The sequence below is a fragment of the Streptomyces sp. NPDC091272 genome (genome assembly GCF_044757485.1).
In the GTDB taxonomy this organism is placed as follows: Bacteria; Actinomycetota; Actinomycetes; order Streptomycetales; family Streptomycetaceae; genus Streptomyces.
The window spans coordinates 89,442-104,908 of sequence record NZ_JBIVVC010000015.1 but is presented as its reverse complement, the minus strand read 5'-3'; the positions used below and the strand labels follow the sequence as shown (position 1 = coordinate 104,908).

At 72.2% G+C, this 15,467-nt stretch carries 13 protein-coding genes; 5 read left to right on the top strand and 8 right to left on the bottom strand.

All coding sequences use genetic code 11. The annotated features are described in order from the left end of the window. Window positions 1-102: 102 nt before the first annotated feature. From ACIQM4_RS31170 to ACIQM4_RS31155, 4 genes are all read right to left on the bottom strand, one after another. Window positions 103-1,149, bottom strand: coding sequence for a glycosyltransferase family 2 protein (locus tag ACIQM4_RS31170; RefSeq protein WP_401598432.1), 1,047 nt, complete (start codon window positions 1,147-1,149; stop codon window positions 103-105). Beyond that, a complete protein-coding gene (locus ACIQM4_RS31165) occupies window positions 1,146-2,018 on the bottom strand; it encodes a glycosyltransferase family 2 protein (protein WP_401598430.1) in 873 nt (290 codons plus the stop codon). The genes ACIQM4_RS31170 and ACIQM4_RS31165 overlap by 4 nt, the downstream gene beginning before the upstream one ends. A gap of 354 nt (window positions 2,019-2,372) precedes the next feature. After that, a complete protein-coding gene (locus tag ACIQM4_RS31160; RefSeq protein ID WP_401598428.1) occupies window positions 2,373-3,506 on the bottom strand; it encodes a GNAT family N-acetyltransferase in 1,134 nt (377 codons plus the stop codon). After that, on the bottom strand, window positions 3,507-3,920 hold the full coding sequence (locus ACIQM4_RS31155) for a hypothetical protein (RefSeq protein ID WP_401598427.1): 414 nt from the start codon (window positions 3,918-3,920) through the stop codon (window positions 3,507-3,509). A gap of 185 nt (window positions 3,921-4,105) precedes the next feature. Here ACIQM4_RS31155 and ACIQM4_RS31150 point away from each other — a divergent pair, with 185 nt between their 5' ends. Next, window positions 4,106-4,909 carry an SGNH/GDSL hydrolase family protein gene (locus ACIQM4_RS31150; RefSeq protein WP_401598426.1) on the top strand — a complete coding sequence of 268 codons (804 nt, stop codon included), beginning with the start codon at window positions 4,106-4,108 and terminating at the stop codon, window positions 4,907-4,909. Here ACIQM4_RS31150 and ACIQM4_RS31145 read toward each other — a convergent pair. After that, on the bottom strand, window positions 4,890-6,596 hold the full coding sequence (locus ACIQM4_RS31145) for a serine/threonine-protein kinase (protein ID WP_401598425.1): 1,707 nt from the start codon (window positions 6,594-6,596) through the stop codon (window positions 4,890-4,892). The genes ACIQM4_RS31150 and ACIQM4_RS31145 overlap by 20 nt on opposite strands. 246 nt (window positions 6,597-6,842) lie before the next feature. On the opposite strand from ACIQM4_RS31145, the gene ACIQM4_RS31140 reads away from it, so the two are divergent. After that, window positions 6,843-7,118 carry a hypothetical protein gene (locus ACIQM4_RS31140; protein WP_401598423.1) on the top strand — a complete coding sequence of 92 codons (276 nt, stop codon included), beginning with the start codon at window positions 6,843-6,845 and terminating at the stop codon, window positions 7,116-7,118. Between the two features lie 101 nt (window positions 7,119-7,219). Here ACIQM4_RS31140 and ACIQM4_RS31135 read toward each other — a convergent pair whose 3' ends face one another. The 3 genes from ACIQM4_RS31135 to hmgA form a co-directional block, all read right to left on the bottom strand. Then, window positions 7,220-8,431: a type ISP restriction/modification enzyme gene (locus ACIQM4_RS31135; RefSeq protein WP_401598421.1), complete on the bottom strand. Its 1,212-nt coding sequence runs from the start codon at window positions 8,429-8,431 to the stop codon at window positions 7,220-7,222. Window positions 8,432-8,494: 63 nt separating this feature from the next. Further along, the gene (locus ACIQM4_RS31130) at window positions 8,495-9,244 is read right to left on the bottom strand and encodes a GntR family transcriptional regulator (protein ID WP_401598419.1); all 750 of its coding nucleotides are present in this window, start codon (window positions 9,242-9,244) and stop codon (window positions 8,495-8,497) included. A gap of 18 nt (window positions 9,245-9,262) precedes the next feature. Further along, window positions 9,263-10,609 carry a homogentisate 1,2-dioxygenase gene (hmgA, locus tag ACIQM4_RS31125; protein ID WP_401598417.1) on the bottom strand — a complete coding sequence of 449 codons (1,347 nt, stop codon included), beginning with the start codon at window positions 10,607-10,609 and terminating at the stop codon, window positions 9,263-9,265. A 207-nt stretch (window positions 10,610-10,816) separates the two neighbouring features. On the opposite strand from hmgA, the gene ACIQM4_RS31120 reads away from it, so the two are divergent. The 3 genes from ACIQM4_RS31120 (at window position 10,817) to ACIQM4_RS31110 (ending at window position 15,366) form a co-directional block, all read left to right on the top strand. After that, window positions 10,817-11,452 carry a TetR family transcriptional regulator gene (locus ACIQM4_RS31120; RefSeq protein ID WP_401598415.1) on the top strand — a complete coding sequence of 212 codons (636 nt, stop codon included), beginning with the start codon at window positions 10,817-10,819 and terminating at the stop codon, window positions 11,450-11,452. A gap of 122 nt (window positions 11,453-11,574) precedes the next feature. After that, window positions 11,575-13,815 (top strand): molybdopterin oxidoreductase family protein, encoded by a 2,241-nt coding sequence (locus ACIQM4_RS31115; RefSeq protein ID WP_401598413.1) that lies wholly within the window; start codon window positions 11,575-11,577, stop codon window positions 13,813-13,815. 156 nt (window positions 13,816-13,971) lie between these two features. After that, window positions 13,972-15,366, top strand: a complete 1,395-nt coding sequence (locus ACIQM4_RS31110) for an aldehyde dehydrogenase family protein (protein WP_401598523.1) — start codon at window positions 13,972-13,974, stop codon at window positions 15,364-15,366. Window positions 15,367-15,467 lie beyond the last annotated feature (101 nt).

The window sequence follows — 15,467 nt, the reverse complement described above, 5'->3', positions numbered from 1 at the left end:
CGCTCGTGCCGGTGTCGGCCACCCCGCTCGCGCCGGTGCCCCCCGCCCCGCACGCGCCGGTGTTCCTGTCCGCCCCCGTGCTGCCTCTCGCAGCGGCCTCTCTCATGCGTGCGCCCCCTCGCGTCCCTCGCCCTCCCCGCCCGCGCCGTGCTCCGGTGGTGCGATCGGCGCGATTTTGAAGCTGCCGCCTCCTCTGCGGGCCCGGACGCTCCCTAGTACGTACCCGCCTGCCGCCGCGGCCACTCCGGTCACGATGGCCGCCGCCCGCCCCGCCCCGCCGGGACGGCCGAGAGCCGCGTCCCGCAGTCCGCGGACGACACCTCCGGGCAGTACCCGGGTCGTGTAGCGGCGCTCGGACTCAAGCCCTTTGCCCGCGCCCACGCTTCGCGCCACGAGCGCCTTCGACAGGCCTTCCGCGTAGGCCCTGGTGCGGAAGTAGCCGAACCCCTCCCGTACCGCAGGCACCTTGTGGTGGATGACCGCCCGGTCGTCGATCAGGAGGACGGCGTCCGGTAGCGCCTTGCTCAGCCGGATGCAGAGCTCGGTCTCCTCGCAGCCCAGCGGCCGTTTGTCGCCGTCCCGGCCGATGCCGGTGGCGAAGCCGCCCGCCACGTCGAAGGCGGCCCTGCGGAACGAGGCGTTGCCGCCCAGGACGTTGCGCACCCGCACCTTTCCTGGCGGGATCCCCTTGTACGTGCAGCCGACGACCCAGTCGAACTCCTCGGGGAACCAGTCGGGCCGCCCTCCGGACGCCCAGGCGGGCATGGTGCGCCCGCCGACCGCCATGACGCGGGGGTCGGCGTACCCGGCGGCGAAGTGGTGCAGCCAGTCCCGTTCGGCGACGGCGTCGTCGTCGAGGAAGGCGACGAGCTCGCCGCGGGCCGCGGCGATGCCGGTGTTGCGGCCCGCGGACAGGCCGCGGGGGCCCGCGTTGGCGAGCACCCGCACCGGCCGCGCCGCGTCGACGTCCTTGAACTCCTTCTCCAGCCGTTCCCCGAGCGCCGGATTGTGGTCCACGACCAGCAGCGTCTCCGCCGCCGGCCGGGACTGCGCGTGCACCGAGGAGACCGCCGCGAGGATGTCCTCCCAGCGGTCCTCGGTGTACACGCAGATCACCACGGAGAAGTCCGGGGTGAGCGGTGCGCTCAAGACATCTCCCCCCGGCCGATGATCCGGCGGGGTGCCACGACGGGCACCGGGGCGCGGCGCCTGCCGTGCCGCTTGCCGTGCTCCTTGAGGATGACCCGCAGCACCCGCAGCCCGTCGCGCACCGCGCTGAGGTTGCTCGTGCCGTGGATGCGTTCGAACTCGTGGCTGGGAATCTCCTGGACGCGCAGCCCCGCCTTGACGACCCGGATGTTCATCAGGGTCTCGACCTCGAAGCCCGTGCAGTCGAGGTCGATCTTGTCGAGGCAGTGCCGCCAGAAGGCGTTGTAGCCGTAGCAGAGGTCGGTGTAGCGGGCGCCGAACTTGGCGTTGACGACCGTGCACAGCACCCAGTTGCCGAGCTTGCGGACGGGGGTCATGTCGTCCGTGCCGCCACCGTTGGCGAAGCGCGAGCCCTTCGCGAAGTCGGCGCCGGAGACCAGGGCGGAGACGTAGCTGACGATCTCGTGGCCGTCGGCCGAGCCGTCCGCGTCGACCATCACGATGATGTCACCCGTGCACGCGGCGAACCCCGAGATCAGGGCGTCGCCCTTGCCCTTCCCGGTCTGCCGGACGACCTTGACGTCCGGCCACAGTTCCCGGGCCACCTGCACGGTGTTGTCGGTGGAATTCCCGTCGACGAGAACGACTTCGTGTATCCATTCCGGCAGTGTCTTGAAGACGTACGGAAGGTTTTCCGCCTCGTTCATGGCGGGGATCACGACGCTCACGGGCGGTGTGATCGCGAGATGAGAAGAGATGGGCCGGTACTTCAGACTTTTCTTGATCGCGCTGCTGCGACTGCTGCCATTCGTGGACGGCTCGCCGAGCGGATCTTGTCCGGGTACCGCGGGTCGGAGAAATGAGCTCATGAGTCTTTTCCCTCTCCACCGGTGGACCGCCCGCCCCCGGGCGGTCCGGATGAGTTTCCGGTTCGAAAGGGGGGTTTCACCCCGGCCATGACGGAATGGCACTCCGTACTGGTTGGGTGAGCTGGCTATTGCTCTGCGCGGCACGTGCCCCGGCAAAGATCTTGCTCGCCGAGCACGGCACCCCCCTACCGCGCTCCCGTTCCGGTCGCTGCCGCGGCACCTGAGCCCTCCCCTGGGGCCGCTTCGCTCAAAGACCTTTGCGGGTGAATGTAAGACGGTATTGATGATTGGGACCCTATGGCAAGACCTGGAACGTAGCCCCGCTTTTTTGTGACTTTGGCCGTTCTTCGACGGTCACATGTGGAACCGTCCCGATCGGATTTCCCCCATCCGTTTCAACAGCTTGTCGGCAGGAGCGAAAAGTTCCGGCCGTTCCACCACGGTATTGCGCAGTGCCCGCAGCGGAGCACGGTGTGCGCGGTGGCCGAATGCGACCGGATGCCGACGCATCACCCACCCCTCCGAAACCATGATCTCTCTGGTCTTGAGGGAATCCTTGTACTCTTTCTGGCCGCGCCCCAGATCGATGTACGCGATCCCTTCCGCCGCCGCGGCTTCGGCGATCTTCAGCTGCATCAGCAAACCCGGCGAATATTTTGCGAACTCCGGGTCATATGCCGGGAACCAATTGCTGATGATCCTCTCCGAGCGCGGTCCGAAGTGCGCCGCGATCGGCCGGCCGCCCGCGTAGAGCACCGAGAGCAGCCCCGCGAAGGATTCGCCACGGGTGTGGAAGAGGTGGTCCACGAGCCGGACGATCCACTCCTGGGCGAAGCGGTCGCTGCGGCCGGTCCTGCGGTACTGCGCGGACTTCCACCGCATCAGCGTCCGCAGCGCCGCCGGGTCGCGCTCGTCGTGCACGTACCGCACCCCGCCCACCTGCCGGTGCAGCCTGCGCTCCTTGGCCTGCACCGACTTGAGGAACTTGGGCGAGTGGGCGCGCAGATGCGCCAGGTACGCGTCGTACCCGTCCGCGGTGTCGATCACGGGGGAGGCGAACCTGCCCGTCGCCCCGGCCTCGAACGCCGCCTGCCCCTGGACGAGATGGTCGAACTCCCACACCGCGAGCCCGCACGCCCGCAGCATCGCGCGGGCGTCCCACCGGAAGCCGGGCCGGTGCACGACGCCCTGGCTGTCGGAGACGCCGAGACCCAGCGCCCGCCCCACCCCGGCGGCGGTTCTCTGGTACGCGAAGAACGCGGCCGGCTCACCGTCCTCCCGTACGACCGCGATCCGCACCCCGCGTCTGCACCGGCCCAGCGCCAGGGCGAACTCGGGGGACAGGAACGGGTTCGCCAGCTCGGGCGAGCCGTGCAGGTGCGCCTTGGACTGCATGGCGGTCCAGGACGCCCGGTCGGCGGCGGTGAGTTCACCGGGCCGCAGGACGGTCGGCCCCCACCGGTCAGGGTCGTGACGGGGGTTGTCCACTCAGGGTGCCTGCCTTGTCGCCGTACGGCCGCCCGGCCGCCGCAGAAGGGTGAACAGGAAGAGGAGCACGCTGATGCCGGCGACCACCGCGACGCCACCCCTGGCCGACCACAGGTGCAGGGCCAGCATCGCCTGGGCGACGAGCAGGTTGAGTGCCAGCGCCGCCGCCGTCGACGCCACCGCGCGGCCCAGTGGGTCGAGGCCGCGCAGCCAGGCCGCCACGGCGAACCCCGGGGCGCACACCATGAACACGACGGTGCACGGCGCGCGCAGCGGTGAGGGCATCTCGGTGAACGCGAGGAACGCGCCCGCGGCGGCGACGGCGAGCGCCGCACCCGCCAGCAGCGGGACCAGTGCGTGGTCCGCTCCCTCAGTCCCTGATGCCTCGTCATGAATGTTCTGTATGGCCTGCATTGGCGACCTCGCCCCCCGACGCGCCGGATGCCGGGCTTCAATGTCGCGCAGGCCGAGGAGTGCCGTCAAGGATGCGTAGGGAGTGTGGAGGAGATCCGGGCCGAATGTTCTTGGCATGAACACTACCGGCGAGTCACAAGGGCTGGTACGACAGTCGAGGCGGAAATCCTGCTAAGGGAGGTTCCATGAAATTGTCCAGATTCGCGGCATTCTCATCCTCGCTCGCACTCGCCGGCGCCCTCGTCCTCACCGGGGCGAGCGCCGCAAGTGCCCATCAGAACACCCAGGGCGTCGACTACGTGGCCCTCGGCGACTCCTACTCCTCGGGAGTGGGCGCCGGCAGCTACGACGGCTCCAGCTGCAAGCGGAGCTCCAAGGCGTTCCCCGCGCTGTGGGCGGCCAAGTCGTCACCCACCAGCTTCGCGTTCGCCGCTTGCTCAGGCGCTCGTACGGGCGATGTCATCAACAGCCAGTTGACGTCGCTCAGCGCCGCCACGGACCTCGTCAGCCTCACCGTCGGCGGCAACGACGCGGGTTTCGCCGACGTCATGACCACCTGCGTGCTGCAGGGCGAGACGGCCTGCGTCAAGCGCGTCAACACGGCCCGTGCCTACGTCGACTCGACGCTCCCGGGACAGCTCGACTCGGTCTACAACGGCATCAAGGCCAAGGCCCCGTCCGCCCGGGTCGTCGTCATCGGCTACCCGCGCTTCTACAAGCTCGGGGGCTCCTGCGCCCTCGGCCTCAGCGAGAAGTCCCGCAAGGCCATCAACGACGCGGCCGACTACCTCAACGCGGCGACCGCCAAGCGCGCCGCCGACCACGGCTACACCTTCGCCGGGGTCGCCTCCGCCTTCACCGGCCACGAGATCTGCACCCCCACCCCGTGGCTGCACAGCCTCAACCTGGGCAACATCGGCGAGTCCTACCACCCCACCGCCGCCGGGCAGTCGGGAGGCTACCTGCCGGTCATGACCGCGGCGGCCTGACCCCGTACGTCCCGACCGGTGGTGAGGTGACCCCGCCCGTGGTGGCCGGGGGCTCCTCCTCGCACGTGACGGAGAAGGAGAGGGAGAGGGAGTTCACCTGGCGTGGGCTCCGCACCTCCACCCGGAGCGAGTCCTTCCAGGTCTCCCCCTCCTTGTACGTCAGCTCCGTGTGAAGGATCTGCCGGGAGGTCGTCCCCGAGGCGAAACCCAGCGTCTTCCAGCCGGGGTCGGAGGACTCACCGCTCTCGGTCCGCCATCGGTACTCGACGTCGGCAGGCGTCCGCCCCACCGTGATCGTCGCGGTGAAGGCGGGCGCCTGCGCCTCGGGCGGCGCGCACTTCCCCGTGTAACTCGCGCGCACCGCCTGCACCTTCACCTGTACGACCTGCTGCGGCGGCGGTTTCGAGGTCGCGCCACCGCTGCCGTCGCCGTGGCCGGTGCTGCTCCCGGTCGGGGTTCCTGGGTCATCGGGACTGCTGCTGCCGCCGTCGCCACCGGTCTTCGTGCCGCCGGGGGAGGGCACACCGCCGCCGGTCACTGAACCGCCGTCCGCACCCGCCGTGTTGCTGCCGGTGGGGCTCGCACCTCCACCGGTCCCCGACGCTGAGCCGTCCTTCCTCGTCAGCGCGTACACCAGCCCCGCGACGGCGAGCAGCAGCACCGCGACACCGAGCGCCACCATTGCGAGGGCCCGCCGGGGCTGCGGCCGGGCGGCCGTGGTGGCGGCCGGGCCGGTGGGCCCGAAGCCGCCCGTCGGCGCGCCCACCGTTCCGTGACCGCCACTGCCCGTGCCGGAGGGCGGCAGCGGCAGTGGCAGCGGCCGCCCGGGTGCCGGCGTCGTGACCGTGGGCCCGCCGTGCACCGCCCCGCCGGCCGCCCCCGCCGCCGTGCCCCCGGCGGCCACCAGGCGTAGCTGGTGCTCGGCCTGCGCGCCCGTCGTCCGCCGGGCGGGATCCTTGCGCAGCAATCCCTTGATCACCGGCCGCAGCGGTCCCGCCGCCACCGGGGGCGGCAGCTCGTCGTCGACCACCGCCCGCAGCGTGGAGAGCGGGGTGTCCAGCCGGAACGGCGAACGCCCCTCGACCGCCGCGTACAACAGCACCCCGAGCGACCACAGGTCCGACTCCGGGCCGGGCGTGCGCCCCATCGCCCGTTCCGGCGCCAGGAACTCCGGCGATCCGATGAGCTCGCCCGTCATCGTCAGCGCGGAGGTGCCCTCGACCATGGCGATGCCGAAGTCGGTGAGCACCACCCGGCCGTCGTTCCCGATCAGCACGTTGCCCGGCTTGACGTCCCGGTGCAGCACCCCGGCGTCGTGCGCGGCCCGCAGCGCCGCGACGACCTCGGCGCCGATGTGCGCCGCCCGCCGCGGGGAGAGGGCGCCCTCCGCGTCCAGGACGTCGGACAGGCTCAGCCCCCGCACCAGCTCCATCACGATCCACGGGCGGCCGTCCTCGGCCGCCACGTCGTACACCGTCACCACGTTGCGGTGCGAGATCCGGGCTGCGGCCCACGCCTCCCGCTCCAGCCGGGCGTACAGCCGCGTCCGGTCGGTGCCGCCGAGAGCCGCCGGCGCCCGGACCTCCTTCACGGCGACCTCGCGGCCCAGCACCTCGTCCCTGGCCCGCCACACGACGCCCATCCCGCCCTGACCCAACGGGGCCAAAAGGCGGTATCTGCCCGACACCGTCCGCTCTTCGCCCGGTACTTCGCTCACAGGACAGACCCCCCGGCCCGCAGTGGTGCGGCATCATGGTCGAAACCCTTCCAAGCTAGCTCAACTCCGCCTTCCTGCCGCCCCCTTGAACCATCACGGTGCGTCAGCACCGTTCCCCCTGTGATGAATCCTGTGGGTGGGATACACGGGTGTGATGCCGGGGGGATAGGGTTAACCTGCCCGGTGACGGGTGCCCTCGTACGGGTGGGGAGTGACATGGAACAGATAACGGTGCGCAGCAGGCCCCGGGTGCCTGCCATCACATGCGGGAGCAGTGCGACCAGCACGCGGCTCGACCGCCATCTCTCGGTGCTGGGCGGCCCTGCCGTCCCGCTGCGTGAGTCGGCCGAGGCCACGCTGCTGATGCGCGAGCTGACCTCGCGTGAGGTGCCGCGCACACGCAACACCAGCCGGGGCACGCGTATCTCGCGTGTCTCGCTGTTCGCGCCGCTGAGGCGACTGCGCCGATCGTTGTTCGGCAGCCACGGCTGACCGTTCCGCACGGCCGCGGCGCCGTGCTTCGAAGCCGTCCGGCTGCCCGACCATCCGTCATTCCCGGGGCAGCGGGGCGGCTTCGTGCTGCGCGCCGGAGCCTAGAGCAGGGCGAACTGCCCGCCGGGCCCTTCCTCGTGGTGGTCGAGCACCGAGGCCGGCCGCCGGGCCGTCGCCGGTACCGGCAGGACGCCCGCCGACGTGAGCTCGTCGCGGGTGATCACGTCCTCGCACCGCACCGGTTCGCCCGCCAGTTCCGCGCACAGCGCCAGCACCGTCACCAGCTCCAGCAGTTCCGACGACCATTCCTTCGGCCACACCCCCGGCCCGATCGCCTCCAGGGTGCCCGCGGGCGCCGTGGCCGCGCGTTCCTCGAACCACCGCTCCAGGATCCGCACCCCGCCCACCTCGAACTCCCACGCGGCCTCCGGTACCGGTGAGATCCGCCCCGTGCCGCCGAGCAGCAGGGCCTCTTCCGCGCTGTCGTACGCGAGTGAGGCGGGCCGGTCCGGGACAGCCGCCCGGACGTAGGGGCGCCGCCCGCCGGGCAGCCGCGGGCGCCCCGCCCCGTGTGCGCCGCGCAGCTGGAGCTCGCGCAGCCGGTGGCCCTGCGCCACCCCGGCCGCCCACACCGACGGATCCTGCGGCAGCGGCACCACCGCGCCGCGCGCCGAGGGCCGCGCGACCGCGAGTGCCCATGCCAGCACGTCCTGCGGCCCCACCTCGTGGCCGTACCGGCCGGCCAGGAAACCGGTGAGGCCCGGCGCCAGATTGGGCTCCAGGCCGTCCGGCCTGCGGTACAGCGGGCGGATGCGCCCTGGCCTGCCCGCGGGGGAGCGGCCGTCGGGCAGCAGCGCGGTGGCGAGCAGGGCCGGGCCTGGCGCCCCGGGAACGTACCCCTGCTCCACGGCGAAGATCTGGTGGGTGGGGTCGAGCACCCGCCACAGTTCGGGGCGGGCCGCGTCGATCAGCCGGTGATCGGGAATCAGCCACTGCTCGTCGAAGGGGCCGTGCAGGACGCGCACCGGGTCCGGGCAGCGCCCCGACTCGGCCGCGAACCGGGTCGTGGCGGTCCGCTGGCCGGGCAGGGCTGCGACCGACGAGCGGGGCGTACGGTGCCGGGTCGGGCCGAAGAGCAGGTCGCGGTCGGGTGCGCCGGCCCGTACAACCGCTTCCCAGCGCGCCCGCAAGGACGCGGGGTCGGGGCCCAGCACCCACCCGCGCCCCAGGCGCAGCGGCGCCACGGACCACGGCATCAGCTCGTCCAGCAGCAGCGGCTGCGGGGTGTCGGCAACATCGCTCACGCCCCGCATCGTAGGCGCTGCGGGGCGCGGCGGCCGATCGGACCGGGTAACGCCGAACCCGCCGCCGACGGGTCAGTTCGCCTGGACCGTCACGGTGAAGGAGAACCGGTCACCCCGGTAGCGGATCCGCGCCACGTCCACCACCCGGCCGTCCACGTCGTACGTCACGCCCGTGTAGTGCAGGATCGGCGACAGCAGCGGTACGTTCAGCAGCCCCGCGGTCTCCGGGTCGGCGAGCCGGGCCTCGATGGTGTCGGTGACGCGGCTGATGCGCACACCGACGACGTCGCGCAGCACCTTCGTCATCGGCCAGCGCTCCAGGTCGCCGGGGGCCAGCCGCTCGGCGAGCTCAGGACGTACCGCGTTCTCCGCCCAGTTGGTGGGCTCGCCGCTGTCCGCGTCGTGCCGCAGCCGCCGGTAGGTCATCACCTCGCTCACGTCCGGGAAGTACTCGCACAGCTCGCCGGGCACCGGGACGGGGCCGTGGCCGAGCAGGGTGGTCGGCTCGCCCGACTGCTGGGCCACGATCGCGTCGATCGAGCCCAGCAGCCGGCGCGGGGCGCCCCGCCTGGCCCCCGGCTCGATGAACGTGCCGCGGCGCCGGTGCCTGCTGATCAGCCCCTCCGTCTCCAGCTCCTTGAGCGCCTGACGCATCGTCAGCACACTGACCCCGTAGTGGGCGGCCAGCTGCTCCTCGGTCGGCAGACGCAGCGAGGCGTCCGGGGCGCGGCCGAGTATCGAGGCGCGCAGCGACTGGGAGACCTGGTACCAGAGCGGCAGTTTCCGGTTCAGCACTAGGGAGTCGGGGGCGAAGGCGGTCACGGCGGGTCTCCGTCGGTACTACGGTCGGAAGTGTCGCTGAAGACCCTGCCACACGTCGTCGTACGAGGGCTGGAGATGATCGGCCCGTGCGGCCTGCCCGGTCGCCGTGACAGGCCAGCGCGTCTCGAACATGAACGCCAGCCCGTCGTCGATCTTCTGCGGCTTCAGCTCGGCGGCGCTCGCCCGGTCGAAGGTCTCCCGGTCGGGGCCGTGCGCCGACATCATGTTGTGCAGCGAGCCGCCCCCCGGCACGAAGCCACCCTTTCCGGCCGTCTTCGCGTCGTACGCGCCCTCGATCAGGCCCATGTACTCGCTCATCACGTTCCGGTGGAAGTACGGCGGCCGGAACGTGTCCTCGCCGACCAGCCAGCGCGGTGCGAAGACCACGAAGTCCACGCTCGCGAGCCCCGGGGTGTCCGAGGGCGAGGTGAGGACGGTGAAGATCGATGGATCCGGGTGGTCGTAGGACAGGGAGCCCATGACATTGAAGCGGTGCAGGTCGTAGACGTACGGGACGTGGTTGCCGTGCCAGGCGACGACGTCGAGCGGGGAGTGGCCGTACTCGGCCGCCCAGAGGTTGCCGCAGAACTTGTTGACCACCTCGACCGGGCCCTCGACCTCCTCGTACGCGGCGACCGGTGCCCGGAAGTCCCTTGCGTTGGCAAGGCCGTTGGCGCCGATCGGACCGAGGTCGGGGAGCTGGAAGGGGGCGCCGTGGTTCTCGCACACATAGCCGCGGGCGGTGGCGTCGAGCAGCTCCACCCGGAAGCGGACCCCGCGCGGGATCAGGGCGACCTCGCCCGGCTCGGCGCGCAGCAGGCCCAGTTCGGTCCGCAGCAGCAGCCCGCCGTGCTCGGGCACGATCAGCAGCTCACCGTCCGAGTTGCTGAACACCCGGTTCTTCATGGCGGAGTTGGCGTGGTAGAGGTGGATCGCCATGCCGGAGCGCCTGGTGGCGTCCCCGTTGCCGCCCAGCGTCCACAGGCCGGCCAGGAAGTCGGTGCCCGGCGCGGGGTCGGGCAGCGGGTCCCAGCGCAGCCGGTTGGGGTCGGGGACGGTCTCGGTGAAGGGGGCGCCCCGGAGGTTGCCGTTGTCCACCCGGCTGAACGGCGGGTGCGCGGCGGACGGGCGGATCCGGTACAGCCAGGAGCGGCGGTTGTGCGCGCGGGGCTCGGTGAAGGCGCTGCCGCTCAGCTGCTCCGCGTACAGGCCCAGGGGTGCGCGCTGCGGCGAGTTCCGGCCATGGGGGAGCGCGCCGGGAACGGCCTCCGAGCTGTGCTCGTTGCCGAAGCCCGAGGAGTACGCCAGAGCCTCCGCCGTCCTGCGCGCCGCCTCGACGTCTCGGTCCGTGCCGTTGCCGCTCATCGTCCACTCCCGGTTCCCGGTGAATAAGGGCTCGAAGAAGAATCCTATGCGTGACAGTAGGATTGCGCGCCCGGAACGTCAACGACCGGCAAAGGAACCGCCGCCGGCAGGGCGCCCCGGCAAAGCACCGGACCGCGAACCGCCGGACCCAGGGCAGCCGGACCGCGAACAACCGGACCCCGGACAGCCGGACGGCATGATGGAGCCGTGACCCACGGATCCGAGCCCGACGCCCCGCCGCCCGGGGCCAGGCTGCGCCGCGCTCCCGTGCAGCGGCGCAGCGCACAGCGGCTCACCCGGATACTCGACGCGTGCGCGGCCCTCCTCGACGAGGTGGGGTACGAGGAGCTGAGCACCCGCGCGGTCGCCGAACGCGCCGGGGTGCCGATCGGGTCGGTCTACCGTTTCTTCGGCAACAAGCGGGCCCTGGCCGACGCCCTCGCGCTGCGCAACCTCGACCACTACGCGGAGCGGGTCGCCGCCGGGGTCGGCGCGCTCGCGGGCACGGACTGGCGGGGCGCCGTCGACGTAGTCCTCGACGAGTACCTGGCGATGCGCCGTACGGTGGCGGGCTTCACCCTCGTCGACTTCGGCATGCAGATACCGGTGGGCCGCCGTGCCGACCAGTCCAACCACCGGGTCGCGGACCGGCTGACCACCCTCCTCTGCGCCCACCTCGGCCGCACCCCTGACGCGACGCTGCGCCGCACCTTCCTGGTGGCGGTCGAGGCGGCGGACGCGGTGCTCCAACTGGCCTTTCGCGGCGATCCGTCGGGCGACCCGCAAGTGGTGCAGGAGGCGCGCGAGCTGCTGCGCGCGTATCTGGCTCGGGTGCTGGACTGAACTCCGGGGCGGGCGGGGGAAGTTCGGGCGGTCCGGTAAGCGGGAGCGGCCGTCCCCGTGCGTGCCCGGCCCCGAGACCTCACCCTTCACCGACGCCATTCCCTCCGTGCCTACCGGTCGGTATGCTCGCCCCGTCGCCGAAGCCAGGGAGGCCCCCCGTGTCCCGTACCGCCCTCCGTATCTGCCCTCTCTGCGAGGCCACCTGCGGACTCACCCTCACCATTGAGGGCGCCCGCGTCACCGGGGCGCGCGGCGACGCCGAAGACGTGTTCAGCCGAGGCTTCATCTGCCCCAAGGGCGCCGTCTTCGCGGAGCTGGACGGCGACCCCGACCGGCTCACCGGCCCCCTCGTCCGTACGGACGGGCAGCTCCGCGAGGCGAGTTGGGGCGAGGCCTTCGACCTGATCGCGGCCCGTGTACCCGCGCTCGTCGAGCGGTACGGAGGCAACGCGGTCGGTGTCGTCCTCGGCAACCCCAACGTGCACACCATGGCCGGCGCCCTCTACCCGCCCGTCCTGCTGTCCACCCTGAGAACCCGCAGCCTGTTCACCGCCAGCACCGTCGACCAGATGCCCAAGCACGTGTCCAGCGGGCTGCTCTTCGGCGACCCGTTCGCCATTCCCGTACCCGACCTGGACCGCACCGACCACCTCCTGCTGCTCGGCGCCAACCCGCTGGAGTCCAACGGGAGCCTGTGCACCGCGCCCGACTTCCCCGGCAAGCTCAAGGCCCTCAAGGCGCGCGGCGGCACGCTCACCGTCGTCGACCCCCGGCGCACCCGCACCGCGGCCCTCGCCGACCGGCACCTGGCGATCCGGCCCGGCACGGACGCGGCGCTGCTCGCCGCGCTCGTCCACGTTCTCCACGAGGAGAAGCTGGCCGACCTCGGGCACCTGGCGCCACAGGTGGAAGGGGCGGACGAAATCGCCGCCGCCGTCGCCGGGTTCACGCCGGAGGCCGTCGCCGGGATGTGCGACGTGCCCGCCGAGGAGATCCGGCAGGTGGCCCGTGACCTGGCCGCCGCCCCCACCGCGGCCGTGTACGGCCGGGTGGGCAGCTCCACCGTGGAGTTCGGGACGCTGGCCAACTGGCTCGTCGACGTACTCAACATCACCACCGGGAACCTGGACCGCCCCGGCGGCGCCCTCTTCCCCCGCTCCGCGACCGGCCCCGAGCCGCGAACTCCCGGCCCCGGCAAGGGGTTCGACCTCGGCAGGTGGCGCAGCCGGGTGAGCGGCCACCCCGAGGCCAAGGGTGAACTGCCCCTCGCCGCCCTCGCGGAGGAGATCGCCACCCCGGGCGAGGGCCGGATCCGCGCCCTGATCACCATCGCCGCCAACCCGGTGCTCTCGGCCCCGGACGGTGACCGCCTCGACCGGGCGCTCTCCGACGACCTGGACTTCATGGTCGCCGTCGACCCCTATCTCAACGAGACGTCACGCCACGCGGACGTGATCCTGCCGCCGCCCCCGCCCTCCCGCAGCGCCCACTTCGACTTCGCCTTCAACGGCTTCGCGGTCCACGACCAGGTCCGGTACACACCACCCGCGGTGGCCGCCGCCCCCGGATCGGGGCTGCTGGACGAGTGCGAGATCCACGCCAGGCTGGTGCTGGCGGTCGGTGGCCTGCACGGCGCCGACCCGGCGGCGGTCGACGACCAGGTCATCGACCGCACGCTCGCGAAGTCGGGCCTCCCCGAGCGGCAGGCGGCGCAGCTCAAGGCCGCGCTCACCGGGGACTCGGGCCCCGAACGCCGCCTCGACCTGATGCTCCGCCTCGGGCCCTACGAGGACCTGACCCTGGACAAGCTCCGGGCCGCCCCGCACGGCATCGACCTCGGCCCGCTGAAACCGCGCCTGGGCGAGGTCCTGCGGACCCGCAGCGGGCGGGTGGAGCTGCTCCCCGCCCCGATCGCCGCCGACCTGCCCCGGCTGCGCCGCGCCCTGGACAGGCGGCGCGAGGAGGGCACACTGCTCCTGGTGGGCCGCCGCCATCTGCGCTCCAACAACAGCTGGATGCACAACGTGCCCGCCCTGAACCGCGGCACCAACCGCTGCACCCTCCAGATCCACCCCCTGGACGCGGAACGCCTGGGCGTCGCGGACGGTGCGACGGTACGGATCCGGGGCGCGGGCGGCGAGATCGAGGCCCCGGCGGAAATCACGGACTCGGTACGCACCGGAGTGGTGAGCCTCCCGCACGGCTGGGGCCATGACCGTCCGGGCACCCGGATGTCGGTGGCCGCCGCGCGGCCGGGCGCCAACGTCAACCAGCTGCTGGACGGCTCCCTGCTGGACCCCCTGTCGGGAACGGCGGTGCTCAACGGCTTCGAGGTGAGCGTCTGCTGCCCGTCGCAGGTGTGACGCCCGGGGTGCGCCGCCGGCCGGGGCCGGCCCGTGGCGGCCCCGCGTCGGTGAGTCCCGGGTAACCCTGGCGCCAGAAAACTAACGCCGCTAGTTTGGCATCGTGAGAAGTGCCAGGAAGTGGCAGACCGGACCGGTGGAGGAAGTTCGATGACGGTGCAGGCGAGGCGGGGCATGTACATCGGCGGCGAGTGGCGGGCCGCGCTCGGCACGGACACGATCGCCGTCGTGAACCCGGCGGACGAGCAGATCATCGGGCACGTCCCGGCCGGCACGGCGGCCGACGTGGACGCCGCGGTGACGGCTGCCCGCGCCGCGTTCCCCGGCTGGGCCGCCACCCCGCAGGCCGAACGGGCATCGCTGCTGGGCGCGTTGCGGGACGGACTGGTCGCCCGCAAGGACGAGATCGCGGAGACCGTCACGGCTGAACTCGGCGCACCGCCCGCCCTCGCCCAGGCTGTGCACGCGGGGCTGCCGATCCTGGTCGCCGGTTCGTACGCCGAACTCGCCGCGACGTACGCCTTCGAGGAGAAGCTCGGCAACTCGACGGTCCACCACGAACCGGTCGGGGTCGTCGGGGCGATCACGCCCTGGAACTACCCGTTGCACCAGATCGTCGCCAAGGTGGCACCCGCCCTGGCCGCGGGCTGCACGGTCGTCCTCAAGCCCGCCGAGGACACCCCGCTGACCGCGCAGCTCTTCGCCGAGGTGGCGCACGCGGCGGGGCTGCCCGCCGGGGTGTTCAACCTCGTCACGGGCCTCGGCCCGGTCGCGGGGCAGGCGCTCGCCGAGCACCCGGACGTCGACCTGGTGTCCTTCACCGGCTCCACCGCGGTCGGCAAGCAGATCGGCGCGACCGCGGGCGCTGCCGTCAAGCGGGTCGCCCTCGAACTCGGCGGCAAGTCGGCCAATGTCATCCTGCCGGGCGCCGACCTCGCCAAGGCGGTCAACGTCGGCGTCGCCAACGTGATGTCCAACTCCGGTCAGACGTGCAGCGCCTGGACCCGCATGCTGGTCCACCGCGACAGCTACGACGAGGCGCTCTCGCTCGCGGCCGACGCCGTCGCCAAGTACGCGCCGGGCGAGCGCGTCGGCCCGCTCGTCAACGCGAAGCAGCAGGCGCGGGTACGGGGCTACATCGAGAAGGGCGTCGAGGAGGGCGCGCGGCTGGTCGCGGGCGGCGCACAGGCACCCCTCGACAAGGGCTACTACGTCTCGCCGACCGTCTTCGCCGACGTCACCCCGGAGATGACCATCGCCCAGGAGGAGATCTTCGGACCCGTCATCTCCGTTCTGCGCTACGAGGACGAGGCGGACGCCCTGCGCATCGCCAACGGCACCGTGTACGGGCTGGCGGGGGCGGTCTGGGCGGCCGACCCGGAGACGGCGACCGCGTTCGCCCGCCGGATGGACACCGGCCAGGTCGACATCAACGGCGGTCGCTTCAACCCGCTCGCGCCGTTCGGCGGCTACAAGCAGTCGGGAGTCGGCCGCGAGCTGGGCCCGCACGGGCTGGCCGAGTACCTGCAGACGAAGTCGCTGCAGTTCTGAAAGGCGGCCGGGGGTTGGACGTCGCACCGCGCGCGAGCGCCGTGGCAGGCCGCACAGCCCCCGCGCCCCCACTGCCCGCCCCCGTGACCCGCCAACTCCCG